Annotated in this window: 18 protein-coding genes; 4 read left to right on the forward strand and 14 right to left on the reverse strand. The window is 54.2% G+C overall.

The window, feature by feature from the left end; genetic code table 11:
* Positions 1-6 precede the first annotated feature (6 nt).
* The 11 genes from sat to GCD22_RS04440 all read right to left on the reverse strand — a co-directional run bounded on the left by sat (position 7) and on the right by GCD22_RS04440 (position 16459).
* Entirely contained in the window at positions 7-1662 is a 1656-nt protein-coding gene (gene sat / locus GCD22_RS04390) for a sulfate adenylyltransferase (RefSeq protein WP_031572922.1), read from the reverse strand.
* Between the two features lie 10 nt (positions 1663-1672).
* Entirely contained in the window at positions 1673-2242 is a 570-nt protein-coding gene (locus GCD22_RS04395) for a phosphoribosyltransferase family protein (protein ID WP_031572919.1), read from the reverse strand.
* 65 nt (positions 2243-2307) lie between these two features.
* Positions 2308-3525, reverse strand: coding sequence for a DUF3322 domain-containing protein (locus GCD22_RS04400; RefSeq protein WP_031572916.1), 1218 nt, complete (start codon positions 3523-3525; stop codon positions 2308-2310).
* The gene (locus tag GCD22_RS04405) at positions 3522-6914 is read right to left on the reverse strand and encodes an ATP-binding protein (RefSeq protein WP_031572913.1); all 3393 of its coding nucleotides are present in this window, start codon (positions 6912-6914) and stop codon (positions 3522-3524) included. The genes GCD22_RS04400 and GCD22_RS04405 overlap by 4 nt, the downstream gene beginning before the upstream one ends.
* On the reverse strand, positions 6907-7563 hold the full coding sequence (locus GCD22_RS04410; protein ID WP_244947578.1) for a DUF4194 domain-containing protein: 657 nt from the start codon (positions 7561-7563) through the stop codon (positions 6907-6909). Before GCD22_RS04410 ends, GCD22_RS04405 begins: the two co-directional genes overlap by 8 nt.
* Before the next feature lie 34 nt (positions 7564-7597).
* Positions 7598-9061, reverse strand: a complete 1464-nt coding sequence (locus GCD22_RS04415) for a DUF3375 domain-containing protein (RefSeq protein ID WP_031572908.1) — start codon at positions 9059-9061, stop codon at positions 7598-7600.
* Between the two features lie 42 nt (positions 9062-9103).
* Positions 9104-9535: a type II toxin-antitoxin system VapC family toxin gene (locus GCD22_RS04420; protein WP_031572906.1), complete on the reverse strand. Its 432-nt coding sequence runs from the start codon at positions 9533-9535 to the stop codon at positions 9104-9106.
* Positions 9536-9538: 3 nt separating this feature from the next.
* Positions 9539-9775: an AbrB/MazE/SpoVT family DNA-binding domain-containing protein gene (locus GCD22_RS04425; protein WP_010636975.1), complete on the reverse strand. Its 237-nt coding sequence runs from the start codon at positions 9773-9775 to the stop codon at positions 9539-9541.
* Between the two features lie 370 nt (positions 9776-10145).
* Positions 10146-11378 (reverse strand): IS256 family transposase, encoded by a 1233-nt coding sequence (locus GCD22_RS04430; RefSeq protein ID WP_425321085.1) that lies wholly within the window; start codon positions 11376-11378, stop codon positions 10146-10148.
* 1588 nt (positions 11379-12966) lie between these two features.
* Positions 12967-14199, reverse strand: a complete 1233-nt coding sequence (locus tag GCD22_RS04435; RefSeq protein WP_425321087.1) for an IS256 family transposase — start codon at positions 14197-14199, stop codon at positions 12967-12969.
* 163 nt (positions 14200-14362) lie between these two features.
* A complete protein-coding gene (locus GCD22_RS04440; RefSeq protein ID WP_081577140.1) occupies positions 14363-16459 on the reverse strand; it encodes a hypothetical protein in 2097 nt (698 codons plus the stop codon).
* 331 nt (positions 16460-16790) lie between these two features.
* Between GCD22_RS04440 and GCD22_RS04445 the strand changes: the two genes are divergently transcribed.
* On the forward strand, positions 16791-18047 hold the full coding sequence (locus GCD22_RS04445; protein WP_153940462.1) for a DDE-type integrase/transposase/recombinase: 1257 nt from the start codon (positions 16791-16793) through the stop codon (positions 18045-18047).
* Between the two features lie 222 nt (positions 18048-18269).
* Here GCD22_RS04445 and GCD22_RS04450 read toward each other — a convergent pair whose 3' ends face one another.
* Both GCD22_RS04450 and GCD22_RS04455 read right to left on the reverse strand, forming a co-directional pair.
* The gene (locus tag GCD22_RS04450) at positions 18270-18509 is read right to left on the reverse strand and encodes a DUF4113 domain-containing protein (RefSeq protein ID WP_153940463.1); all 240 of its coding nucleotides are present in this window, start codon (positions 18507-18509) and stop codon (positions 18270-18272) included.
* A gap of 225 nt (positions 18510-18734) precedes the next feature.
* A complete protein-coding gene (locus tag GCD22_RS04455; RefSeq protein ID WP_153940464.1) occupies positions 18735-20468 on the reverse strand; it encodes a recombinase family protein in 1734 nt (577 codons plus the stop codon).
* Positions 20469-21067: 599 nt separating this feature from the next.
* Here GCD22_RS04455 and GCD22_RS04460 point away from each other — a divergent pair.
* On the forward strand, positions 21068-22300 hold the full coding sequence (locus tag GCD22_RS04460; RefSeq protein ID WP_425321085.1) for an IS256 family transposase: 1233 nt from the start codon (positions 21068-21070) through the stop codon (positions 22298-22300).
* A 59-nt stretch (positions 22301-22359) separates the two neighbouring features.
* The gene (locus GCD22_RS04465; RefSeq protein WP_153940465.1) at positions 22360-22791 is read left to right on the forward strand and encodes a hypothetical protein; all 432 of its coding nucleotides are present in this window, start codon (positions 22360-22362) and stop codon (positions 22789-22791) included.
* An 89-nt stretch (positions 22792-22880) separates the two neighbouring features.
* On the opposite strand, the gene GCD22_RS04470 is transcribed toward GCD22_RS04465, so the two are convergent.
* Positions 22881-24563, reverse strand: coding sequence for a recombinase family protein (locus GCD22_RS04470; protein WP_170286693.1), 1683 nt, complete (start codon positions 24561-24563; stop codon positions 22881-22883).
* 279 nt (positions 24564-24842) lie between these two features.
* Between GCD22_RS04470 and GCD22_RS04475 the strand changes: the two genes are divergently transcribed.
* Positions 24843-25385, forward strand: coding sequence for a hypothetical protein (locus tag GCD22_RS04475; RefSeq protein WP_065975079.1), 543 nt, complete (start codon positions 24843-24845; stop codon positions 25383-25385).
* The last annotated feature ends 82 nt before the right edge of the window (positions 25386-25467 follow it).

Here is a 25467-nt window from a genome sequence, read left to right on the forward strand (position 1 = left end):
GAGAATTCAGCGCCCGGCAACGTGGTCGCTCACGGCTCCGGAACGATGCAGCAAATCCATCAGGGCTGCCAGGGCTGCTGCAGGCTCCTGCTGGGCGTGATTCACCACGCAATCCGGGTGTTCGGGTTCTTCGTAGGGATCATCTACGCCCGTAAATCCTTTGATTTCTCCGCGCAAAGCTTTGGCGTAAAGCCCCTTGGGGTCACGTTCGGCACAGAGCGCCAGGGGCGTCGCTACATGCACCTCCAGAAAAAGCCCGCCCGCTTCTTCCACCAGGCGTCGGGCTTCAGCGCGTGCCTGTCGATAAGGAGAAATGGCTGCTACCACCGCAATGCCGCCGTGGCGTGCCACCAGACTGGCGACAAAACCAATACGGCGGATATTTTCATCGCGATCGTCGCGACTGAAGCTTAAGCCCTTGGACAGAAAACGGCGGATAATGTCGCCGTCGAGCATGGTTACCGCACGTTCATCCTCCGCTTCGAGCTGTCGCACCAACATCCCCGCCAGCGTACTTTTGCCACTGGCGGAAAGGCCCGTAAACCAGATGACCAGCCCGCGTCGATCCGCGCCACGATATGCCTGACGCAAAATTCTGATCACCTCCGGGGGAGAAAACCATTCGGGAATTTCCTCGCGGTTGGCGAGCTTGCGGCGCAATTCGGTCCCCGAGATGCCTGCCAGGGCTTCACCATTGGCTTCACTGACCGGAACGTATTGGCGTCGGGTGGGAGAGTAGGCGAATTCCGGGAGGAATATGCCGGAAATACCCATTTCCTGTGCGTGCCGGGCAAATAGTTCCTGGGCAGCAAAAGTGGGATAAAACAGGCCACCAGCAGAAGCACCAGGGTCTGCATGGCCCCGCCCGATAATAAAATGAGTCGCACCAAAATTGCGCCGGATCAGAGCGTGCCACAGAGCCTCGCGGGGCCCGGCCATGCGCATGGCCAAGGGCAGGGGAGAAAGCAGCGCCTGCCCCTGCGGATAATGATCTAGTACGGCGCGGTACACCCGCATGCGATAGGCGGCCTCTATGTCTCCGGGTTTGGTGGGCCCGATGGCGGGGTGCAGCAAAAGTTTGGCACCCGTTCCGGCCTGCTCCAGACCCGCCTGGGTGACGGCAATGTGGGCATGATGTAGAGGATTACGGGTTTGGAAGGCAACCACCGGGTGCTGTCCCGTCCACTGGGCACGGAGTTGCGCGGGAGTCTGATATTCAGGCGGAAACTCCACCGCTGCAGCCCGGCTGAGTGTCTGGGCATCCCAGGGTGTGACCGTACCCCCCATATACCAGGAACCCCGGTCAAACAGCTCCGCTACCCCGGGATGGTTTCTGTCCGTGCTGCCATAAACTGCCTCGGCCTCCAGTTTTTTGTCCGGTTGATAACACTCCGAGACTGTCAAGGCGGCGAGTGGCGTGCCGTCACTGCGTTCCAGGCGCAAATGGTCACCCGCGCGCAAAGTGCTTCCCAGCGCATCATCAACATCCAGCACGACGGGAATGGGCCAGAGTGTCCCATCCCGAAGGCGCATATTTTCCACCACGGATTGCCAGTCGGCCTGATCCAAAAAGCCCGTCAGTGGCGCAAATGCGCCCGTCAGCAGCAACTCAAGATCACAACGCTGGCGCAGCGTCAGTACATGTACGGCATTATTTTTCATGGGAAGGCGTTCAGGCGCTTAGTGGAAAAACGGGCAGGTGGGCCAGCGCGATGACTTCTGCCCATTGCTCTGCATTGCCCTCGGTGCAAATGGCGGCAACGGCAGCGACTTCGGCTTCAGCCTGAGCCATTAGCGTGCGCATGGCTGCCAAAGTAGAGCCGGTACTCACCACATCATCCACCAGGGCTACCTGCCTGCCCTGAATTGCCGCGCGGTCCTTGGCATCCAGGTACAGGGTCTGGGTTTTGCCGGTGGTAATGGACAGTGTCTCGGTCGATAACGCCTCACCCATGTAGGATTTGTAATTTTTGCGAAGCACCACATAGGGGCGACCGCTATGCACGGACAGTGCATAAGCCAGTGGAATGCTCTTGGCCTCGGCGGTGACAATCACATCAAAATCAATATCCGCCATGCGCTGCTGAAGGGCGGCAGCCGCAGCTTCGGTGAGCTCGGTATCACCAAGAATATTGAGGACAGCAATGGCTAAATCCGGCTGTACCTTGAACAGGGGAAGGTGACGCTGCACCCCATTGATGTTGAGAGGATGGCTGTTGGAATGGGAATCTGTGGGGTTCATGAATGCTCCTTTTGCGACATTTTGCCACAGGGGGAGGGGGGTGGGTAGTTGCCAGGGCGATCAGGCTAATATTGATCAGGGGAAATACCAGGATTGGGTGTGGTCATTTCATCCAGTTGTTGAAGGTGATCAGTCAGCCACTGGAAACCGATGTGTTCCTGTTCCAATCTGAGTCCAGGGCGAATGTGCGCGTCGCGCAGGTCATCGTAGAGGGATTGCTCTGCGCTTGTGAGTCGGTGCAGGTCAATCCGCAAGGGCTTGTCCTCACAGCCCCACAAGGCAGCGTGGGCATCCAGCGTGGCCCTGTCCATCAGGAAAGAATCCACATGGTCAAAGTGGCCGCGAAGCTGATCCAGAATGCCAAAACCATGGGTATCAATATCTCCCCAGTAATGGATTGCGCAATTGTTTAGCCAATGACTACGAGCCAGTGCATCCCAACCATAACCTGCACCAAAAATCACGATGGCATGATGCATTGGTGGGAAGACCAGGAAGTTGGTCTCATTTTCCGTAATGAATATCCGCTGCACAGCCAGATCCAGGCGACTAAAGCTGTCTGCATCCAGCGTCACGTCGGGGGATGATAAACCGGGCAAGATACAAATCCTGGGGTCCAGCACGCGAAAGCGAATGCGCGTTGGTTTTTCCAGAAAGCCATACCGGGCAGCAAACTGGCTGATGCCGGTTTTTCTGACGTCCACCACATTTACTGGCAAGGTCAGGTCGAGTAGCTCGGTGAGTACTCCGCGATGATTTTCGATGAATTTGCTGTGTACGTTGGGTAAATCCACTTGCCGCAAGTAGATGCCAGGGCGGGGATGTTCGGCCAGCCAGGTCACCACAGACAACAAACGGGGCCAATCGGCGGACAGCGCCAGCGCCTGGAGAGGGCGTTTTTCCAGCCAGGGCAGCAAGGCGGGATGGGTTTGCCGGGTGACGGAAACCTGCTCAATAAAGCAGTTCCAATCTTTGCGCTTGCCCAGGCAATTCAGTGCATCTTCCAATGTCTCGACCCACACGCAAGCTGGCAAGTTCTGCGTGCCCTGAACGTGATGGCGAAGCGCCTGCCACTCCACCCGCACGAATTTGGTCGATGCCAATTCGGTGGCCCAGGCGCGCACTGCCTCAAAATGATTGGTGATGTCCGCTGAGTTGGGGGTTTTGAGAGCCAGGCGTAAAGGAAAACGCTCCCTGCCGGTCACTGCGTCGCGCAGTAGTTCTCCGCGTTCCCAGAGCCGCATCAACTGCTTTTTCAATTGCTGCGGGTCAGTCCAGGTCACGGCACTGACACCTGCACAGATTGGGCGGTCATGGCGGCTTTCTGCGCCCGATATTCTGCAATGGAGAGATTGCGGAGCTGCGAGGATCGCCCGCCCTCGTTATGAACGAATCCCACACTGGAAACAAAGGGTTCGATAATGTGGATTTTCTGCAGCGGAGTCACGATCAATAGTTGCAGGTTGAGTTGCTGGAATAATTTCAGGCCATATTGGGCAGATTCATCTGAACCACGCCCGAAGGCCTCATCAATGACCACAAAACGGAAAGAACGGGAACGCACTGCGCCCCATTCCAGGCCAAACTGATAGGCCAAACTGGCTGCCAGGATGGTATAGGCCAGTTTCTCCTTTTGCCCGCCTGACTTACCGCCGGAGTCTGAGTAATGCTCGTGCTCGCTGTTATCTTCCCGCCAGCGCTCACTGGCAGCGAAGAGGAACCAGTTACGTACATCGGTAACCTTGCTGGTCCAGCGCCGATCCTGCTCCGACAAACCCTCTCGGCCCCGGAAGCGGTCGATGATGGTTTTGACCTGCAGGAACTTGGCCTCGGAATACTGGTTGTCGTCCGAACCGGTGACGGTACCCTCGGTGCAAGCGCGTAATTCCTGCTGGAAATCTCGGATTTCTGTATCGGGACTGGGCTGTGATTCAAGCACGATGTAACGGCCGGGATTGTAGTCGATCTCACTCAGCGATTGGTTGATATGGGCAATACGTTCCTTGATGGTTTCGCGCTCGCGGGCCAATTGGGCATTGAAATTGGCAATTTCGTTGATGGTGTTGACATTGAGCAGTTCTTTGAAGCGCGTCACAAAACGCGGCAGGTCGTCACGATTCAACTGGGTCAGCAGGTTTTCATATTCAAAAGCCGCCTCAAGACTCGCATCAATCTCGGCGGTTTCGAGCTTGAACTGCTCTTTGAAGGAAACCATGGCCTTGATGATTTTCTCAGCAAGGTTTGCCAGTCGCCTTTGCTCGGCATCGAGTCGGTCCTGCAGCCATTTGCGTAGATCCTGCTCACGATTATCACAAGACTCAATGCTGAGTTGGTGCTCACCCAGCGCTTCAGAACGCATGGCTTCGAGTTTTGCCTGCAAGCTGTCGTCGATGCTCGTATCATGAAGCAGTGCTTCGGTTTGCTGACGCAACGCTTGCGCGTCGGCGCGCCGCTGCTCTACTTTGGCGCGCTTTTCGCGGGCCGCCTGCAGCGCTTCCCCCATCTCTTTTTGCGTTTTCAGCAGGGTATGCAGGTTGTCGTTGAGTTGTTTGAGCACATCCGACGCGGATTCCAGCCGCTGGCGCTCATCCACCAGCTGGGCGATCTCGGTGGCGACGCTGGCCCAATCCAGTTCATCAAAGATGGTGAATTCCTCAAGACGGGTCAGGGCATCAAGACGATCATTGAGCACATCACGCTCTTTCTGGATGGACGCAATCTGACTGCCAATTTCAGCCAGTTGCGCCTCAAGCTGGCGACGTCTGGCTTCCAGTGCGGCGATCTTCGCAGTATTGCTCCAGCCCAGCACGTAGCGGCTGCGATCATCAATGCGGTGACGGTCGTCCTTTTCATGCCGGCCACTTGGGTCTTTGATATGACCTGCGCGAGTGATGGCACGTGTTTCACGGCGAAACTGTTCTTGCGTACTACAACAGGCCATATCAAAGCGATGGGCCAGTTCGCGTTCCAGCCAGTCATAATAGGGCGAGTCGGGCTTGATGGTCAGTTTGCGGACCAGGGAGTCCCGGTGCAGGTCCGGCAGTTCAGCGGTCTTGCGTGCGCGCACCTGAAAGTACACCAGACGGCCACGCAGATGGGCCGCATCCACCCACTCTGCCACTGCCTTGTAATGTACATCCGGCACCAGCAGCGCCAGACCGAAGCCGCGTAACAAGCGTTCGGCTGCGCCTTCCCAATCGCGTTCATCGTCACGCACCTGGATCAACTCACCGATGAAAGGCATGTCATCCACATTCAAATTCAAAGCCGCACTTAGGGCATCACGAATCTGGATCTGTTGATCATCGATGTTGCTGCGCCGCCGTTTGAGGCTGTCGATTTCCAGGCTTTGTTGGGCATGCTCCTGCTTGCCCTGGCGCATGGTTACGCCATATTCAGTGAGGGTGTTTTGCAGGTCGGCAGCGCTGTTGCGGGTTTCCTCCCGCCAGCTTTGATACTTGCCCCGTTGTACGGCGAAGTCGGCGGCCTCGTTGGCGGGTGCTTCGCCCAGTACGGCGGTCAGTTCCGCATAACGGGCAGCCTTGGCTTTGCGTACATCCCGCGACTTCTCTTTCTTGTGGATTTCGCTGGACAGCCATTCCAGTCGATCACCACCATTGGCATTAATAGCCTGCTTCAGTTCATCTACTTGCTGACCATGCGCTTCATGTAACGCGCTCAGTTTTTGTATCTGGGCATCCACCCGATCCCAGTCTTCTGTCAGTGAACTCAGGCGTTTGTCGATCAGCCCGAGTTTCAGACCAGCAAAGTGGGGGCGCAGACCTTCCCGGCAGGCCCGCAAGCTGTCAGCCTCAGCCTGCATGGCCTTGTGGCGAACGCAGTCTGCGATCAGCGGCGTGAGTAGCTCCACCTGTTGGCGGGTTTTCAGTACAGCCTGATGGGCCTGGTTGAGATCATCAAAGTGACTGATCAAGTCTTGTAGGCGCTGGTCAACTGCAAAGGGTTCCAGCATATGGCTACGGACGAAGTCCGTCAGGTTACCTACCGATTTCATCGATACGGTCTGGTGGAACAATTCCAGCGCTTGATCGTTTTCAATACCGAAACGTCGACGAAACCATGCCGCATAGGGAGGAAAGCTGTCCTGTAATTCTGCGCCCTTGGCGCGCAGATTTCTGCGCAATTGAGCGATGTCCGATCCGAATTGGGCGAAGTCGGCGGTAATGGACAGCGCCCCTTCCGCGCCCAGAAAAAACCGTGCGGGCTGCCCCTGGGCGTCTTTCATCCAGAACACCTGAGCCAGTGTCACCGTCTGGGCATAGCCGGCATTCTGGAATACGCCGAGAATGACGGAGTAGCTATTTTGGTCCCGCAGGCTCACTGGTTTGGCTGCTCCGGTAATCTCATTGCGCTCGGATTTGTAATGCCCAAGCACATAAGAGCGCAGGGTGCGCTCCTTGTTGTCTGCTCCGGCTGCCTTGTTGTAGGCGACCCGGTTGGCAGGTACCAGCAGGGTAGTAATGGCATCCACCAAGGTGGATTTACCCGAACCGATATCACCGGTCAGCAGTCCGTTTTTGCCATCCAGTTGCAGCGTCCAGACCCGGCTGTCAAAGGTGCCCCAGTTAAACACTTCCAGCCTGGTCAGCCGGAATCCTGACAGGGTGTCATCAGCACAGAAGTCGAGGTTCAATAATTGTGGATCATTCATGATCAATTTCTTCCCTGCTGCCGGTCTTGCCAGCCAGTTGCCCCTGGTAACTGGCCAGACGTTCATCCAGTTCGGCCAGCCATTGGGCGTCTACAAAGGCCTTCAGAATGCGCCGCACCTCATAATTGGCTGGTCCAGCGGTAGCGCCACCAGCCGTTTTGAGTTTTTGTAGAAAGCCCAGTTCGACGACTTTGTTGATGGTGGTTTCAATCTGGTCAATCAGCCTGGCTTCATTCGGGCCATCGGGCAGAAATACCCGCACCAGATCCACGATGTCATCGCGGGACAGGACCAGTCGCGTATCACCCCCACCAGCATCAAATTCGGCCAGTTTTTTGCGCAGCAAGGCAAGCAGTAAACTTACGGCAAATGATAATGGTCGACGGGCCACCAGACGTGGTAAACGCGGGGAGGGATCATCCTCAGTGGGTTCGGGGCGGCTTTTCAGGAAGGCATAGCCTTCAGCCTCATCCAGTACCAGGTCGAGATTGAGCACTGCCACATAATCACGCACCCGCACTTGTAGCTGCAACAGTGCGGCCCATTGGCGCTCGTCATTTTCACGGTAAAGCACGCCTTTGAGCAGGCCAATCAACAGCACCGACAAGTCAGCAGGCGGAGCAGCCGGTGTAGCCTGGGTTATGTTCAAATATTCCACTTCCATTTCTTGCCTCGATGCTTGTTCAGCGCATGAAAATCACGCGGGGTAGTCGCGCGCTGCGGATAAGTGTTTGCCCTTCCATATCCGCTGTCTGCCAGTGGATGGATTCAGTCGTGTCTTCATCCACTACGCTGCTGAACACTTCACTGCCCAATTGCAGGTAGGCAATTAATTCAGCCAGCCCTTGTTGCAAGGGCTGATTAGTGACCAGTTCGCGCAAGCTGATCTGGGTGTGGTCTTGCAAAGTGTTGCGAATATGGCGGGTTAGCCGAGCCTTATCGACGACGACCTGTTCAAAAAGTCTGGAGGGATCAATGTTTTCATCGCCAGCCTGGAGGATGATTTCGGTAATCATTGGTTTGCTGGCCGGAGTGAACAGTGGCCGTTCCATCGCCAGCACAACATCCGCGCTGGCTGCAGCCATTTCCATCACCGTGCCGGTCGGAGCGATGCTGCGCAGCGCCAGCGCCTTGCTTTCAATACCATGCAAAATATCCATGATGCGGCGGTTTTCCAGCCAGGCCTGGTCATCCAGAAAGCGGCGTAATTGCTGGGACAAGGCGGCGACGGTACGCTGGGTCTGTTCACCAGCTTCCATCCAGTCGTAGTGTACCCGGCGAGTCCGGGTGTCCGGGTTCAGTTCCGCCACAGCGGGTAGTGCCAGTACCTGATCCAGCAGATTGGTCAATTCTTCCTGCCGACGGCTGGATAACAGAAAATCCCAAAGGGCACGGAAACTCTTGCCCTGGTCGGAATCACCAATAGCATCGCGCTCACCCATGATGTCTTCCAGCAACGCCCCTTTGCTGCCTTCCCATAGCGCAATGCGCTCACGCACGCGGCGATCCAACTGGCGGAAATTGTGCTCCACCTCGCGAAAATCGGTGAGTAACTCGCGTGCGCCCTGCATGAATTGCTGAAAACGGTCCTTCACCGCTGTGTCATCCAGCAGTGATACCTCGCCCGCAAGCACCTTTGCAATCTCGGCATCAATGGCGTCACGCTTTTTGTGCAACTCGGCAATGCGTTTGGCAGGGTCGGCTTCGCTGCCCTCGCTCATCTGCTTGAGCAGGTCAAAGAGGGTAAGCAAGCGCGATTCGGTTCCGACAAATTGCCGTTCACTGAGTTGCGTCAACCAGGCAATAGCCTTTTCGGTAGCGGGGGTCAGATCAAACTGCGCCTCGTCCGTGCCCATGCGGTAGAACTTGCGCAGCCAGCCCTTATCGGGTTCTGCCCAGTCGTTCAGGTATTCCAGTGCAGGCTTGGGGAATGCAGCCTCACCCAGATGCAGGCGTAAGGCATACAACTCATCTTCCAGTGCTTCGGCCAAATCCGCCGCTGCCATCACCCGCTCATTGGGCACTACGAATACCCGATGCAAAAAGCTTGCTATCAGCGGTGCATGATCTGAACGCAACAGGCGCCATGCGGGGTGATGGTTACGCAGGACGTCAAGGGTGGCGTAGTCGAGAGTTACATGGTTCATGGGCTGATCAGATCGTGAATGGCTGACAACGTGTTCCCCCTGTTATTTCAGAATTTTTTGCTTGCCCGTCCCGGATGCCGGGCTTACCAGACTGACCCCAGAGAAATACGTGGAGTATCGCTGCCTGTCACGGGTCAGCACGGGGCAGCCAGCCACGGCAGCATGGGCGCCGATGAAGAAGTCGGCAGGCACGTTGTTTTTCTTTCCTCCCTGCCGGCGGTAGCGCACGAATGCCTTGCCAGCCAGAAACAGCGCGGGCCGGGGAATCTCGATTACCGCCAGGCCTAGATCATCGACAGTGCGATCCAGGGCTTCGACCGTCGAGAACGTCAACGACAGTTCGGCATAGATGATCGGATTGATGACCAGGCGATGAATTTTGGACTGCGCCCGTAGCTGGCCGATGGACCAGTCCGCCCATTCCGGATCGTCCTCCAGAACGTCGACCAGCACATTGGTATCGACCAGCAGCATCAGTTATTCACCGCGCAGCAGGGCCATCAATTCATCGGTGCGCCACTTTACGTCGGCCCTGCCACGGGCTATCTCGAAGCGATCCGGCTTGCGGCTGGGCCGGGCACCGACCTTGTGAATAACGACATCGCCTTCGCGATTGACCGCGAAATCAACAGAGCAGCCTGGCGCGAGATTCAGTGCGTCGCGAATCTGCTTGGGGATGGTGACCTGTCCCTTGCTGGTGAGTGTGGTTGCCATTTGATGACTCCTGACGTATTACGGTATCGGCAATTGTAATACTTCCAAGACACAACGGCAATTTCCGAAAATTCGCAGCGCCCGTGAAACCCTGCCACTGCTGGCCCTTCGCGGGCGTAAAAAAGCCCGGAGCATGTCCGGGCTTTGGAATGTTGGTGGGCGGAGGAGGATCAAAGTTAATAATAATATTTAATTAAAACAATATGATGAATAATGACATCTTTTAAGTTGCCCCCATAGTTGCCCCCTTAAGAAACAGCCTACTCCAAAAAAAACACAGCAGCCTGGACGGGCAGCGCACCTTTAAAAAAACGCTAATGCATAATCGAGCTATAGTCAAATCTGGTGTATGAGCATTTTCTGACATAGATCAGGCGGCGGTCTGTTGATCATCCGGCAGGGTGAGGTTAGCCGGTAAGCCATCGATAAATTTCACCCCTGCAAAAAGCTGCAGGACTTTCTCTGGAGCATAAATCCCAATCCAGCGTTTTTCAGCCTGCTGCAGCATCTTGAAACCCAATCCCAGAAAGCTGCTGCGTGATACACAGTTCTTCGTCCGGGTAGTCCGGTGGCGTACCGTAGCGAAGGTGGACTCAATGGCATTGGTGGTCCGGATATGCCGCCAGTGTTCGGCCGGAAAATCATAGAAAGCGAGCAATTCAGCCCGATCTTTTTCCAGTTTAGCCACGGCCTTGGGATACTTTGCCTGGTAATTGCGCACAAACACGTCCAGTGCTTTTTCCGCAGCCTGGCGATTGGCGGCCATCCAGATTTCCTGCAACGCTGCCTTGGCTTTGCTCTGTTGGGCTTTGGGAAGTTCGTTGAGAATGTTGGCGGTCTTATGCACCCAGCAGCGTTGCTGACCAGTTTCGGGATAGGCTTCATCCAGTGCGGCCCAAAACCCCATGGCACCATCCCCAATGGCGAGCAAAGGGGCCGTCTCCAGACCGCGCGCCTGCAGGTCACGCAGGATCTCCAGCCAGGAAGCTTTGGATTCGCGCAGGCCGTCACTGACACTGACCAGCTCTTTCTTGCCCTCTGCCGTCACGCCGATAATCACCAGCAGGCAGATACGCGGATCCTCCTCCGCACGGAGGTTCGTATAAATACCGTCTACCCACCAGTAAGCATAGCGCTTTCCCTGTAGGGAGCGGTGTTGCCAATGGGCATACTCTTGCGCCCACTCCGCCTTGAGACGTCCCAACACCGCAGGTGAAAGTCCCTTGGCCTCATCACCCAGCAAAATGGAAAGGGCTTCCTGCATGTGGCCGGAAGACACCCCATGCAGATAGAGCCAAGGTACTGTAGCGGCTACCGTTCGTGATTTGCGTACATACGGAGGCGCCAGTACCGAATTGAATTTGATCCCCGATCCTGAGCGGTCCCGCACCTTGGGTACTTTGACGGGTACCGGACCCAGAGCGGTCAGGATCTCGCGCTCCGGCAGATGCCCATTACGCACGACCGCCTGACGCCCATCAACCATCCGCACCGTCGCAAATTCTTCCAGCAATACCGCCACCTCTGCCTCTATGGCCTGCTCAATCAGAGAGCGTGCCGCGCGTCGAAGTATCCCTTCAATGCCCAGACCCAACTCTCCCATCCCACCTGCTATTACGGTATTCTTTTCCACGGCGTACTCCTTATGTTGCTCTTTGAGTCGGAAACCCTTTGTAGCAACAGTACGCCACCTCATTCAAGCCAGTTGTAACGCGCCCGTACACCACTTTCGAGCATAGCTCTGCATAATCGGGTGCACACCGAGAAAAGAACAGGCAAAAAAAGAGGTATTCGGGGGCCCCTTATCTCGGCTTGGTTCAGCTCAGTCAGGCAGGAAGAACACCTTCCGGTCTTACATCTACGGTTTAGACGAGCGGCAGACTTACTCCGGGGTTTCGAGGCGGTTGCCGAGCACGCAGAAATGGTGCGTCATCAATTACAGTATTGTCTCATCAGGGGATCCTGATGAGACAAAACTGTAATTGATTAATTTATATAAAAAACAAATAGATTGTATAATCTTCATAGGGTTAAGTTAGTGATCTTGGCAGATTTTTGTTTGGTTGCTATGAAAATGGGGGCTGATGAACTGGCAGGAGGAATTACCTGCCCTGTTATCTATGTCCTTAGTGTCCAAAACCCTGACGATACTTTCTGTACCATGGGTTGGAAGAAGAATGTCTGTGAGGAGCTTGTCGCCACAATAGGAACCCCTTCGACTTTCTTTCTTCCGCCCGTTGCAGATCCACAGCTGTCACGTGACCCGCCATTTTTCATCCTGCGTTAAATATAACACCGTTATGGACCTTCTCTTCCCGAGCTGAAGACGGACCATAACTTTCTTTCAACCCCTTTTTCAAGCGTCCGAGTCAGATCCGTTAAATTGATCAGAATAAACGAGGGGCTATGACTACCGCCCCTCACACAACGTGACCATCAGCGCGTCTAAAGCCATCAATATCGCTGACCATACTCACTAAGCCGCCCACACGGCCGATAACGCTGAGCCTGGATATGACCCAGTTACCTCTAAACTGTATCTTCCGGCGGATAGCATGCATCAGTATAGGCACACCGATATCACGCTTCTAAGCCGCCTGTATGGCGGATAACAGCCGTGGGTTGGAAGACGGTAGTTTCTTTGCTAGTGAAGGACCAGTCCAGACTGAATGGGGACATTCATTGCCGATGATCAATGGACAGCTTCCGATCGACAGTGCCACCTACATACACCATTTCCGCGCACGACCGCAAAGCGCCGCATGGCGGACTACACTGTGCCTATGTCCGAAGGATTCTCTATCACCTGAAGCAAAGGGCATACGCAGACAAGCCCCGCCCCTGCCTGAGAGTCAGACAACGCCCACGAGTCTGTTCGCCTGACAAAACAACCGACCACAAGACGCTGTGCCGTGAGCTGCGGCGACCTTCCGGCGTGCCGGAAGGTCGGGAAGGGAGTAAATGGAGAGTACACGGGCTGGTTTTCAGACGATGGCCGCGCAATTCGGGGTATGCTCTGGATTATCGGACGGTGAAGTGGCGGACCGTTGACGGTAAGCTGCTGCTGGACTTAGGCAAAATAGCCGTTTTCTTCTTATACCCCAATAGTACCACGGTCATTTCAGGCGACTGCTCACCGGCAAGTCATGAGCTATAGTCAAATCTGGTGTATGAGCATTTTCTGACATAGATCAGGCGGCGGTCTGTTGATCATCCGGCAGGGTGAGGTTAGCCGGTAAGCCATCGATAAATTTCACCCCTGCAAAAAGCTGCAGGACTTTCTCTGGAGCATAAATCCCAATCCAGCGTTTTTCAGCCTGCTGCAGCATCTTGAAACCCAATCCCAGAAAGCTGCTGCGTGATACACAGTTCTTCGTCCGGGTAGTCCGGTGGCGTACCGTAGCGAAGGTGGACTCAATGGCATTGGTGGTCCGGATATGCCGCCAGTGTTCGGCTGGAAAATCATAGAAAGCGAGCAATTCAGCCCGATCTTTTTCCAGTTTAGCCACGGCCTTGGGATACTTTGCCTGGTAATTGCGCACAAACACGTCCAGTGCTTTTTCCGCAGCCTGGCGATTGGCGGCCATCCAGATTTCCTGCAACGCTGCCTTGGCTTTGCTCTGTTGGGCTTTGGGAAGTTCGTTGAGAATGTTGGCGGTCTTATGCACCCAGCAGCGTTGCTGACCAGTTTCGGGATAGGCTTCATCCAGTGCGGCCCAAAACCCCATGGCACCATCCCCAATGGCGAGCAAAGGGGCCGCCTCCAGACCGCGCGCCTGCAGGTCACGCAGGATCTCCAGCCAGGAAGCTTTGGATTCGCGCAGGCCGTCACCGACACTGACCAGCTCTTTCTTGCCCTCTGCCGTCACGCCGATAATCACCAGCAGGCAGATACGCGGATCCTCCTCCGCACGGAGGTTCGTATAAATACCGTCTACCCACCAGTAAGCATAGCGCTTTCCCTGTAGGGAGCGGTGTTGCCAATGGGCATACTCTTGCGCCCACTCCGCCTTGAGACGTCCCAACACCGCAGGTGAAAGTCCCTTGGCCTCATCACCCAGCAAAATGGAAAGGGCTTCCTGCATGTGGCCGGAAGACACCCCATGCAGATAGAGCCAAGGTACTGTAGCGGCTACCGTTCGTGATTTGCGTACATACGGAGGCGCCAGTACCGAATTGAATTTGATCCCCGATCCTGAGCGGTCCCGCACCTTGGGTACTTTGACGGGTACCGGACCCAGAGCGGTCATGATCTCGCGCTCCGGCAGATGCCCATTACGCACGACCGCCTGACGCCCATCAACCATCCGCACTGTCGCAAATTCTTCCAGCAATACCGCCACCTCTGCCTCTATGGCCTGCTCAATCAGAGAGCGTGCCGCGCGTCGAAGTATCCCTTCAATGCCCAGACCCAACTCTCCCATCCCACCTGCTATTACGGTATTCTTTTCCACGGCGTACTCCTTATGTTGCTCTTTGAGTCGGAAACCCTTTGTAGCAACAGTACGCCACCTCATTCAAGCCAGTTGTAACGCGCCCGTACACCACTTTCGAGCATAGCTCGCAAGTCATCGGCCATTGCCGACGTTAAGAAGGCTGACCTTGGCTGCGCATCTTCTGATGGTGGTAGTGCTCCAGCAGCACATTGAAGGTCGAGAACGTCATGGGAATCGATAGCCTCGTCCTCACCTCAGTAAGCGATTGCACCCCTTCCAATAGGACGTCGAGCTGGGCCACGCTCGCGGAAGCGGCATTGAGCGGATGGGCGTTGATGTGTTGGCCTGCCGCCTCAAGCAGGCGTGTCTCCTCCTGAAACAAGCGCAGATTTGTGTTGAATTCCGCGACTTGCCTTTTTTTCGTATAGCCGGGATCGCAGGTGAATTGAGCCGACAACAATGCGTTATAGACGTTCCTAAGCATCGACCGATCTTGGAGCGCGCCGTGATCCAACAGGGTCGCGGTGAGGCGCGTGATGTGCCGGTCTCGAAGCTCAAGCCTTGTCCCATCGTGGAAATGTATCGAGCCCGCACTCCGCAAAATCCGCTCATGCCTGAGAGCCTGCGCTTGAGGCGCAAACAAACCACTCGCAAAATCGAGTAACGCATCGCCCTGCATGCCGGTCATGGCGCCCCTGGTCAGCGCCTTAGCTTTGCACTCGACAAGGATGATATTTTCCTCATCCTCGAAAACGAGATCGCACTCGCCGGCACCTTGTTCACCCAGATCATAGAGCGCGTTCTCGAAGCTCGGTTGAAAGCCGTGTTTGGCGAATAGGTATTTCGTCAGCCGCTCTGCTGCATTGCCTCTCAGGCTAGCGATTTCCTGGTCGGTCTTGATGATTTTCCAAGCTGTGAATGTGGCTTCGAACAGGGCTGGGCCCAATACCGAGGCCGCCGGCAGAACGACGCTGTCTTCCTTGAGCAAAATGAGTGGCTTGAAGATTACGTCAGGACCCGCAGCTCCAAAGGGAGAGCGATAGTATTTGTTGGCCTCTCCCTCTCTATACGCGAAGAACTGTAACATGGATTTGAAAAGCCCCAGGTCGAAGCCGGTTGCAACCAAAGCGGCGATCGGTACGACCTGAGTGCCCGGTCTGGCATGAGCTTTGAGAACCCGAGCCAGCTGCACCGCATCCGCAACATTCCAGCCGAGCCGTTGTTTCATGCAGACATCGAAGCTTTCGCCGAAAAAAACGGTGAGAAACTCGGGCGTGAAGCTGAGATGCCACTGACGAAGAGAGAAGCAGTGGTCGTAGTGAGCAACCTCTCGCAGTCCATCCTCCAAGGCTTGGGCATTCAAACCCAGAAAAGCAAATTGTGAATAGGGTTCGAGATCGAGCATCGCCACGAGATCACGCGCCAGGCTGACGGCCTTGTCCCAGAAGCGCTTGGGATTGTGGACATTGGTTCCTTGGGCCGGTAGCTTGACAGCAATGTTATAGAGCAGTCCAATCGGCAACTCCGGCGGTCGGTCGCCAAACCCTATGACGTATTTCCTGCCAAATAAAATTTGCTCGTACTCGTAGGGGTGGACATTAAGGGCAACCTGCATGATGTTCGAGAGCGCATTGAGGCAGCCTAGGACACGGAGGCATTTCTGAATTTGGCCGACGATGTTCTCGGTAACCTCATCCCTGATCTGGTATCGCCCTGAGCGAATTGAAAAGTCGTAGCCGAGCCGTTTGATCCGAGTCGCTGCGCCCGCAACTGCTGTCGTGCGAGCATTCTGGAATGGAAATCGCTTGAGGACCGTGAAGGCGCGTCCGATGAGCATGGCTTCCAGCCAGGCCGACTCATGGTCGAGTGTCCTCACGAAGGCGGTGACTTGCGGAGAAGGGGGTGCGCCTGGTTGAACGGGCCCGGACGGAATCCTCTTTCCGTCGGGCTGAGCTATCCCGGGCAGGCAAGCGGCAATGTTGTTGAGTGCCTCGGCGATCGGTATGCTCACCATATCCAGCACATTAGCCAAAAAAAAATGATTGGCTAGGGCGCGCACGGTGCCAACCGTTTGACCCGTATTGTCCAATATGATCAATAAATCGAAGAGGTGATCCGATGCTTGTTGAAGGCTCTGATAGGCTTCCAAAGCCTCATTCGCGGCGGCTTCATCTGCCATTGGCACGGCTGTGACGGAATCTTGAAAAATTTCTCTTAGCTTTTGTGCCCGATCGTCCAGGTCCTGCAAGCGGGTCTCCTTGAGGCGGGATGTTTCATGATGGGCGGTGCCAGAAATTTAAACGGGCACCCCACAGTGGCTATAGCAAAGCATTTTGAATCAGCTACTCAGTATCAAAGGCTTTCCGGCGGATTACTATGTGCAGCAGTCCTTCGGATGGTTGCAGCCAAGGGAATGATTAGCGACCGACCGTCCCTGATCAATAATAGTCTTTCCCAGGCTATCTGGGAATGTCAGCCTTGTCCAATATGAAATGAGTCTGAAGGGTGGAACGTGTTTCTAACATGAAATGCGTCTGGAGTGAGCTGCAACGGAATTGGGTTCCGTTCATGATGGAGGGATGAAAGCCATCATGAAACTTGAAGAGTTAAAAACGATTGAACAACTCGAGACCTTTCTGTCCGGTACCCAGGCGGTGGCCTTTTCGGTCATGGGCGACAAGGACACTTGCTACCGCTGGATTCAGGGGGAACTGGTCAAGTTCCGGTATGTGACGTTGCCCCGCCCCGCCAGAGGGGTGGTGATCCGCTATCTGATGAAGGTCAGTGGTTACTCCCGTCAGCAGATCACCCGGCTGATTGCCCAGTATCGCCAACACGGTCGGTTACAGCGCCGCCAGCGCACGGTGGCTGGTTTCCAGCACCAGTACACCGCCGAGGATATCCGCCTGCTGGCGGCGATGGATGAGCGCCACGACACGCCCTGCGGTCAGGCCATCAAGAAGCTGTGTGAACGGGCCTGCACGGTCTTCGGTCAGGCCGAGTACGAGCGGCTGGCCGCGATCTCCGTGAGCCACCTGTATAACCTGAGAAAATCCACCACCTACACCTGCCAGCGCTGCCACTTTGCAAAGACCCGACCCAAAGCATCAACCATCGGCGAGCGGCGCAAACCCCAGCCCAACGGCCAGCCCGGCTATATCCGCATCGACACGGTCCATCAAGGCGACCTGGACAAACAGAAAGGCGTGTATCACATCAACGCGGTGGATGAACACACCCAGTTCGAGATCGTCGTGAGCGTCGAGAAAATTAGCGAGCACCACCTTATTCCAGCTCTGGAGCAGCTGTTGGACAGTTTCCCCTTTACCGTGCTCGGCTTCCACTCCGACAACGGCTCGGAATACATCAACAGACGGGTCGCTGGGCTGCTGGAGAAACTGCGCATCGAGTTCACTAAGTCCCGCTCACGTCATTCCAATGACAACGCCCTGGCCGAAAGCAAAAACGGCACTGTGGTGAGAAAGCTGTTCGGGTACAGCCATATTCCTCAACGCTGGGCGGCACTGATCAACGCCTTCAACCAACAGCACCTCAATCCCTATATCAACTTCCACCGTCCCTGCTTCTTCCCGGAAACCCACACTGATGCCAAAGGCAAACAACGTAAACTCTACCCCTATGAGAACATGATGACGCCTTATGACAAGCTCAAATCATTGCCCCAGGCAGAAAGCTATTTGAAACCCGGCGTAACCTTTGAAATACTCGACCAGCTCGCTTACCAGATCAGCGACAACCAGGCGGCGGACCAGCTCCAGAAGGCCCGTCAAAGACTATTCAAAACGATCCATGGACGGCCACCGAAAACCGGTTGACAGGGCATTCTCTACAACCACTTCCCAGACTCATTTATGGATTGGAAAATACTTGTCTGCTCCCGCTACCCTAATGCCGTAGGGCCCCGGCCCTGACGGTCGGCAGTCTACTGATATTACTCCTCCCCAAGCTGGCTAGGAACGACCACTCCCGCTGCTTACCAGTAGTTCATGTATGGTGTACCCGTCCCTCAGCACTAACCGAAGAGATTTCTTCTTTCTTTATTCCAGCGTTACCGCAGCCAATTCCGCCCATCGTGTCGTGTAGGCAGGATATTTATTCTCCCTTTTCATGGCCCATTCCATGGGTGCCTTGGTTCCGGCTATGCCCGGCTGCAGGCTGCCTCTGCCAAAGCGGACATTGATCTGGTCCATGGTTGCCATCAACTGATTGGCACGATTCTCGGCTGCTGTATCCTGGAATAAATTGATCTGTACATTTTCTACCGACTGGATGGCCATGAGATGCACCCCTGCTTTGGCACCAGTTCGAGACTGAGATCCGGAGCCTTATATGGACAGCGAAGCACGTTGTGTGCAGTGGTTTCGGGACTGTGTAGCTTATTCTGAACGATTATGTGCTTACCTATTCCTCTAGTCCTATGATCCATCCATCTTTTTCTGGATAGGACTGGGCTGCAACAGGTAAAAAAAGGGGGCCAAAGCCCCCTAAGAAAAGTACAAAAGTTAAGCTGCACCTACTTTGCCTGTAGCCTCCACGTCCGCCCCAGGGAGCTGGATTTGTTCGACGGTCCATCCTTTGGTTCGGTCCGGAGAAGCCGTCAGACGAATTCGTATGGTCACCGCCGTTGTGTCAATTATCGTTGAACCAGTTTCTGTCGCAACCAATGCCCCCGGACAAATTTCGACCTCAAACAGAGACACAAATCTGCTTGTTTTCCCCAGCGCTATGATCTTGGGGAATATCCTGGAAAGCACTGCTCGAATTCGCGCGGGGTCGAGTCTGCTATCAAATAGCTGGGTAGCCGCGTTTCTCGGATTAAAATTCAATTGTTTTGCGATTACCACCTTGTCTATCTGGTCCTCCTCCTCCCGGATTCTCTTGTACTGAATTTCAAGCATTTTCCACGATCCATACAAGCTGGTAATGCGTTTTTCAAGATTGTCTTCGTGTCCAATGGTTTTCAACAAATCCAGTGCCCTGGAATAAGTTATCTCCGCTTGGTCACACTCTTGCTTGAGTTTACTAAGCTCTTGTAGTCTGTTGCCCGACAACTTTGCTCGCAGCCGATCCCGGAACTCTTTCTGTATCTGAGGATTTTCCAGGATCTGATTCAGGACGAATTTGAGCATGGCCTCAATTCCCGCACGCGCCGTGTGTCCCACACCTACGCTTTTGAGGTGATGTCCGACTGTTCCCCGCTGCGCGCAACTCGCACAATAAAATGCCTGTACAAATTTCCCGTCTTTTCCTTTTCCAGACAATGACAGCTTCGTCCCGCATTGCGAGCAGGTAATCAGTCCCGAAAAAGGATTATTACCACCCCCGTACATAGCTTTTGATCCTGTGCTCCGATTGCAAGCCGTCCAGGTTTCATCGTCGACCATCCGCAGGTTCGGTCTATCAAAAAGTAAAATCGCTGGACCCTGATTTCTCCCAGCAGTTGCTGCTGATGATGAAAGTTCGCTATCCCTGCCGACGAAAATCCCTCGGAAAATCTGATTTGATAATAAGCGGTTGACAGTTCCGGGGCGCCAGAACGCGATCGAGTCCGGTTTTTTTGCCGCGCGGGGAGGCGGGATCCGCTGGCGATTTAGTGTCGCGCAAATCTGGTTTAGACTGCGCCCTGACTTTCGCAGATTAAATATGGTCTTGACTACATTGGCCTGCTCCGGGTCAATGATCCAACGCATTCCCGTATGCTGTTCTCCAGGCATGGCGGGTTGCCCCTCTTGCCCCACTCTCATGGTGTTATAACCATATGGCGGTGAAGCAACGTCATAACCCCGCTCAAGCTGCCCACGCATTCCTCTTTTTACCCGGAATGCTGTTTCACGGAGAAAATGTTCAGCAATAACCGCTGTTATTTCAACGCCGAAGCGCCAGTTCGGATTCAGAGAGTCTTTCCCGTCGACCGTGAGAAGCCGCACACCCGTTTTCGTGATCCGGTCATTGAGTCGGCTGATTTCGGCTATGCTTCTGCTTAGCCGGCTTAACTCGTCTACAATCAAACATTGAAATTGCCCGGCCATCCAGGCCGCCAGCAATTGTGCGTACCCGACTCTTTGTGCTGTTTTAGCTGAACTCCCAGAAATAGCGGAGTCCGAAAAAATAAGGTTGTCAGGAACAGTATAATTGTGACGTTCGGCAAACTCTTTACAGCGCCGAATCTGGTCGTCGATAGAGGTTTCCCTCTGGTTATCCGTACTGTAACGGGCATATATAGCTGCAGTTGGCATGTTGCCTCCAAATGTTGTGTCGTGAGTGAATGCGGGGGGCGATGGATGCAAAGAGGCACCCCTGTTATTGCCACCCAAGAAATATAGGAACCGCAATCGCAAAATGGATAAGTGATCGATCCAAGATTTTGTAGGTCCTGATCAATATAGCGACGGTGGCCACCGTTTTACGCGGACCAGGTCTTTGCGATCACGGTGACTATATTAATGTGCGCAGTTTGGACAGCTCTTGAGGCGGCCAACGTGCGCATAGGCCTAACCAAATTCCGGAGGAAGCAATGAGGATTAAAAGTAATGACGGTGATCGAGCAATCTCAGAGAACGATGTGGGGGGCCAGGCCATCGGCCCTGGCGCAGAAGGAACAGACTTTGCGTATCCGGGTTTCAAAGATCTGTTTGCCGAACTCGCGGCCGGGAATGGAAAAACATTGGTCCGGTGGCTGCGCTCCGAAGCGCAGCGGAGCTATGCTCGAAAGTGGTGTACGGGCGCGTTACAACTGGCTTGAATGAGGTGGCGTACTGTTGCTACAAAGGGTTTCCGACTCAAAGAGCAACATAAGGAGTACGCCGTGGAAAAGAATACCGTAATAGCAGGTGGGATGGGAGAGTTGGGTCTGGGCATTGAAGGGATACTTCGACGCGCGGCACGCTCTCTGATTGAGCAGGCCATAGAGGCAGAGGTGGCGGTATTGCTGGAAGAATTTGCGACGGTGCGGATGGTTGATGGGCGTCAGGCGGTCGTGCGTAATGGGCATCTGCCGGAGCGCGAGATCCTGACCGCTCTGGGTCCGGTACCCGTCAAAGTACCCAAGGTGCGGGACCGCTCAGGATCGGGGATCAAATTCAATTCGGTACTGGCGCCTCCGTATGTACGCAAATCACGAACGGTAGCCGCTACAGTACCTTGGCTCTATCTGCATGGGGTGTCTTCCGGCCACATGCAGGAAGCCCTTTCCATTTTGCTGGGTGATGAGGCCAAGGGACTTTCACCTGCGGTGTTGGGACGTCTCAAGGCGGAGTGGGCGCAAGAGTATGCCCATTGGCAACACCGCTCCCTACAGGGAAAGCGCTATGCTTACTGGTGGGTAGACGGTATTTATACGAACCTCCGTGCGGAGGAGGATCCGCGTATCTGCCTGCTGGTGATTATCGGCGTGACGGCAGAGGGCAAGAAAGAGCTGGTCAGTGTCAGTGACGGCCTGCGCGAATCCAAAGCTTCCTGGCTGGAGATCCTGCGTGACCTGCAGGCGCGCGGTCTGGAGACGGCCCCTTTGCTCGCCATTGGGGATGGTGCCATGGGGTTTTGGGCCGCACTGGATGAAGCCTATCCCGAAACTGGTCAGCAACGCTGCTGGGTGCATAAGACCGCCAACATTCTCAACGAACTTCCCAAAGCCCAACAGAGCAAAGCCAAGGCAGCGTTGCAGGAAATCTGGATGGCCGCCAATCGCCAGGCTGCGGAAAAAGCACTGGACGTGTTTGTGCGCAATTACCAGGCAAAGTATCCCAAGGCCGTGGCTAAACTGGAAAAAGATCGGGCTGAATTGCTCGCTTTCTATGATTTTCCGGCCGAACACTGGCGGCATATCCGGACCACCAATGCCATTGAGTCCACCTTCGCTACGGTACGCCACCGGACTACCCGGACGAAGAACTGTGTATCACGCAGCAGCTTTCTGGGATTGGGTTTCAAGATGCTGCAGCAGGCTGAAAAACGCTGGATTGGGATTTATGCTCCAGAGAAAGTCCTGCAGCTTTTTGCAGGGGTGAAATTTATCGATGGCTTACCGGCTAACCTCACCCTGCCGGATGATCAACAGACCGCCGCCTGATCTATGTCAGAAAATGCTCATACACCAGATTTGACTATAGCTCAGCGCAGCGTACGAAGGTGCAAGCACAAGATCTTCCCAAGGCGCTAAACATTTCAGAAGGGGACTACCAGAAACTGATTTCCGGTCCCGAGCAGTCGCTGACGCTGTCAGCCACTGTATTCGCACAGGTGGCAGATTGGCTCCAAATCTCGATCGTCGGCACGCTCGCAGCAGCAGGAGTTGGCGATTTTGATGCGCGACATGATCAGCATTTAAAGAGTCAGTGCATCGATTTTGCCCTGGATAAAATCGCTCGGCATCCCGTGCTCGGAAAGCTGCTGCCGGTCGAGATATACCTTGCTGAGGAACGGGTGCGTGAAAGCTTTGTGCGCCTGTATCAAGAAGAAATGGGGACGCAGTTAATCCCAGAGGAGGTAGACTGGGACGAAATTCTGGATGCGATGATAGTTCTCCAGGTCCAGTCCAGAGCGTATCGTCAACAAATATAAGACATCGTTTTCAAGACCGCCTTTGTGCGGTCTTTTTTTTTTGCACATAAAAACCCCGGAAGATCCGGGGCTGAAACTGACTACTGATATTACGCGATGATCTCACACAGCCGGTCTATCTTCCAGGTCGTGGGCCTTGTATGGCTGGCTTGGACAGTATATTGGGCTGTGATCACATGCTCCTCTATCTCCTCGGAATTTGTAGCTGTAGCAACAGCCACTCCGATATCCATGTGGATTTCAAACAGACAAGCCTTTTTGGGGGTCCGACCGCAAAACTCAATCACGGGAAACAGCTTCTTCAAAATGGGCCGTAACCGGGCAAGGTGCTGGGTATCCTGCAGCAATTGATGGATAATTTCCTCCGTGGTGATTTCCTGTTGTTTGCGGATGTTATCCGGATCCGTCACGAGGATCTGTTGTTCAAGTGCGCGGCACTCCTCTTTCATCGTCGTGAGGCACGTAAAAAGCCTGGAAATGCTATCTACCAGCGTGTCGTCCCCACTGCTGATGTATTGAGCCAATATTCCCTGATAAGCTTTTTCCTGAATGCGGATTTCTTTCCGTAGTCTGGTCACTGCCTGCATATCGTCCGTTTTTAACTTATCCGCTAATCTTTCACGGTATGCTATTAATACATCAGGGTCAGCTACGACCTGCTTTATGACCGCCCCCAAAAGTTCCAGGACCCCGTCGACTCCAGCACCGCTTGTTTGTGCCGGAAGATCGGGGCTAACGGCTTTGCGGCTCGCACAAGCAGAGCAATAAAGCACTCTGGATGTATGGCTGGGAGAGGTTAACGATAAATTACCCCCGCAGATCCCACAAGTGACAAGGCCCGCGAGAAGGTGGTCCGATCGCGTTTTTTGGCCTGTGTACCCTTTAACCTTGTTGCATTGGTGCCACAGCGAGTCATCAACCAGCCGCAGGTGCGGTCGAGAGAATGTTTGAGCTTTGTTGTCGGCAATCAACCCTGCTTTCTTTGAGGAATATCGATAAGAGGCGCTGCCACGGTATACAAAATCTCCCCGGTAAATCGGATTCCTGATGATGTTGCTTACTGTGGAGCCGAGCCAGAGAGATTTGCTTCCATCTCTGGGACGCGGAGGCAATACTTTCTGCTGATTCAGCTTTCGTGCAATTTTGGAAAGCGTTGTTCCCGACGCTCTTTGACCATAAATATTTTTAACAACATCAGCTTCAACAGGGCTTACTTCCCACAACGTCCCGGCGACTTCTTCCTCGTTTCTTGCAGGTTGTCCGGCAGCATCTACTCTCACTCGACGATAACCATAAGCCGGGGCTGCAAGCATGTAGCCCCGTTCTAGCTGTCCGACCATGCCACGCACAGTCAAAAATCGCACATTATCGATCTCCTCTTGCGCTAGTATTCCGCCGAGTCCAACCAAGATTTCCCATTCTGCTGCTTGGGAATCGATCCCATCGACAGTTATGAGGCGTACCTGGTGTTCTCGGATCAGATCCTTCAGACCGAATACCTGAGAACTGTTCCTGCTCAAACGAGAAATCTCATCCACTACTAGTAGATTGATTTTTTTTGATTTAATAGCATTTATCAGGTCGTTATACCCAGCGCGCTGTGACTGAACACTGGCAGAGCCAGAGATTGCTTTGTCCTGGAAAACGTATTCTTTAGAGACTAAAAGTCCTTTGCTTTTGATGGTGTTACGACATCGTCTGATTTGATCTTCGATCGAAGTTGCTGCTTGGTCAGCGGTGGAATACCTTGCGTAAATGCCGATGTTGTACATGTGTTTGCTTCCTCCAGCGTGATGTTGTTGTGGATGATTGTTACTGCTACGTCGGCCAGAAGGTCGACGAGGTCGAGAAGTGCCTGTTTCATGGTTTTGTCCTATTAAATTAACAACTGATTGAATTATATGGCGTACTGCCATCTCTCTGTTTGTCCTACACAGAATATAGCAACCGTACCCGCACATTCTGTTGCGGGCTGCTCTGCGCAAGCTGGTGCCTATATTAACTGCCAGGGCGATGTGTTTCTGGCTTTAGGGCATGAAAAGGAGAAGCTTATGAACAAGGTGGTAAGGCGGAAGTGCAACAGAAGGACTGGCTGGACGGATGGTCTGACAGAAAAAGAAACTTCAGTACCGGGGGCACGGCTGATGCAGATGCTGCTGACTAAAGCCAATGAACAGGGGCTCCAATTGCGCGAGCTGGCCACGAAGTTGGGCGTGACAGCAGGTTATCTGCATCAGCTTCGCACCGGGCGCAAGCCTATGACGGGGATATCCAGTCAAATTATCGAGAACATGAAGATATTTCTTGGCGTTCCGAGGATTTCCGTGCTGCTCGCGTCTGGGATCGTGAAGATTGAAGACTGCTATCCGGAACCAGACATACTCAGCATTTATTTACGACAGGGGGTCGATTTTATCCGGCATGATCCTGTGTGGGGGCCGTTGGTGCCTGCCCATCTGGAAAACCCTGAAGAAGATATGTTGATGTTTATCATTAAATTGTACGAAGAGGCAACGGGTCGAAAAATATTGCCGCAGAGAAATGAGGAAGCGTGGCCATTGAGGTTGACCGATTTGTTGGCTTTAACGGCGTAAAATTTGGTAACGACTATTAGTTAGTCTTTTTTTGAGCGGATTTGGCTTTAAAAAGGGAGCGTTGGCTCCCTTTTTCTGTTGG

It is taken from the genome of Acidithiobacillus thiooxidans ATCC 19377 (assembly GCF_009662475.1).
Lineage (GTDB): Bacteria > Pseudomonadota > Gammaproteobacteria > Acidithiobacillales > Acidithiobacillaceae > Acidithiobacillus > Acidithiobacillus thiooxidans.

Excerpts from the sequence above, each read along its gene's own strand:
- GCD22_RS04425 (WP_010636975.1), bottom strand. The coding sequence starts at position 9,775 with ATGGCAACCACACTCACCAGCAAGGGACAGGTCACCATCCCCAAGCAG.
- GCD22_RS04435 (WP_425321087.1), bottom strand. The coding sequence starts at position 14,199 with ATGGGAGAGTTGGGTCTGGGCATTGAAGGGATACTTCGACGCGCGGCA.
- GCD22_RS04470 (WP_170286693.1), bottom strand. The coding sequence starts at position 24,563 with ATGTACAACATCGGCATTTACGCAAGGTATTCCACCGCTGACCAAGCA.
- GCD22_RS04475 (WP_065975079.1), top strand. The coding sequence starts at position 24,843 with ATGAACAAGGTGGTAAGGCGGAAGTGCAACAGAAGGACTGGCTGGACG.
- GCD22_RS04460 (WP_425321085.1), top strand. The coding sequence starts at position 21,068 with ATGGGAGAGTTGGGTCTGGGCATTGAAGGGATACTTCGACGCGCGGCA.
- sat (WP_031572922.1), bottom strand. The coding sequence starts at position 1,662 with ATGAAAAATAATGCCGTACATGTACTGACGCTGCGCCAGCGTTGTGAT.
- GCD22_RS04420 (WP_031572906.1), bottom strand. The coding sequence starts at position 9,535 with ATGCTGCTGGTCGATACCAATGTGCTGGTCGACGTTCTGGAGGACGAT.
- GCD22_RS04430 (WP_425321085.1), bottom strand. The coding sequence starts at position 11,378 with ATGGGAGAGTTGGGTCTGGGCATTGAAGGGATACTTCGACGCGCGGCA.
- GCD22_RS04450 (WP_153940463.1), bottom strand. The coding sequence starts at position 18,509 with ATGGCCATCCAGTCGGTAGAAAATGTACAGATCAATTTATTCCAGGAT.
- GCD22_RS04405 (WP_031572913.1), bottom strand. The coding sequence starts at position 6,914 with ATGAATGATCCACAATTATTGAACCTCGACTTCTGTGCTGATGACACC.
- GCD22_RS04395 (WP_031572919.1), bottom strand. The coding sequence starts at position 2,242 with ATGAACCCCACAGATTCCCATTCCAACAGCCATCCTCTCAACATCAAT.
- GCD22_RS04445 (WP_153940462.1), top strand. The coding sequence starts at position 16,791 with ATGAAAGCCATCATGAAACTTGAAGAGTTAAAAACGATTGAACAACTC.
- GCD22_RS04455 (WP_153940464.1), bottom strand. The coding sequence starts at position 20,468 with ATGCCAACTGCAGCTATATATGCCCGTTACAGTACGGATAACCAGAGG.
- GCD22_RS04415 (WP_031572908.1), bottom strand. The coding sequence starts at position 9,061 with ATGAACCATGTAACTCTCGACTACGCCACCCTTGACGTCCTGCGTAAC.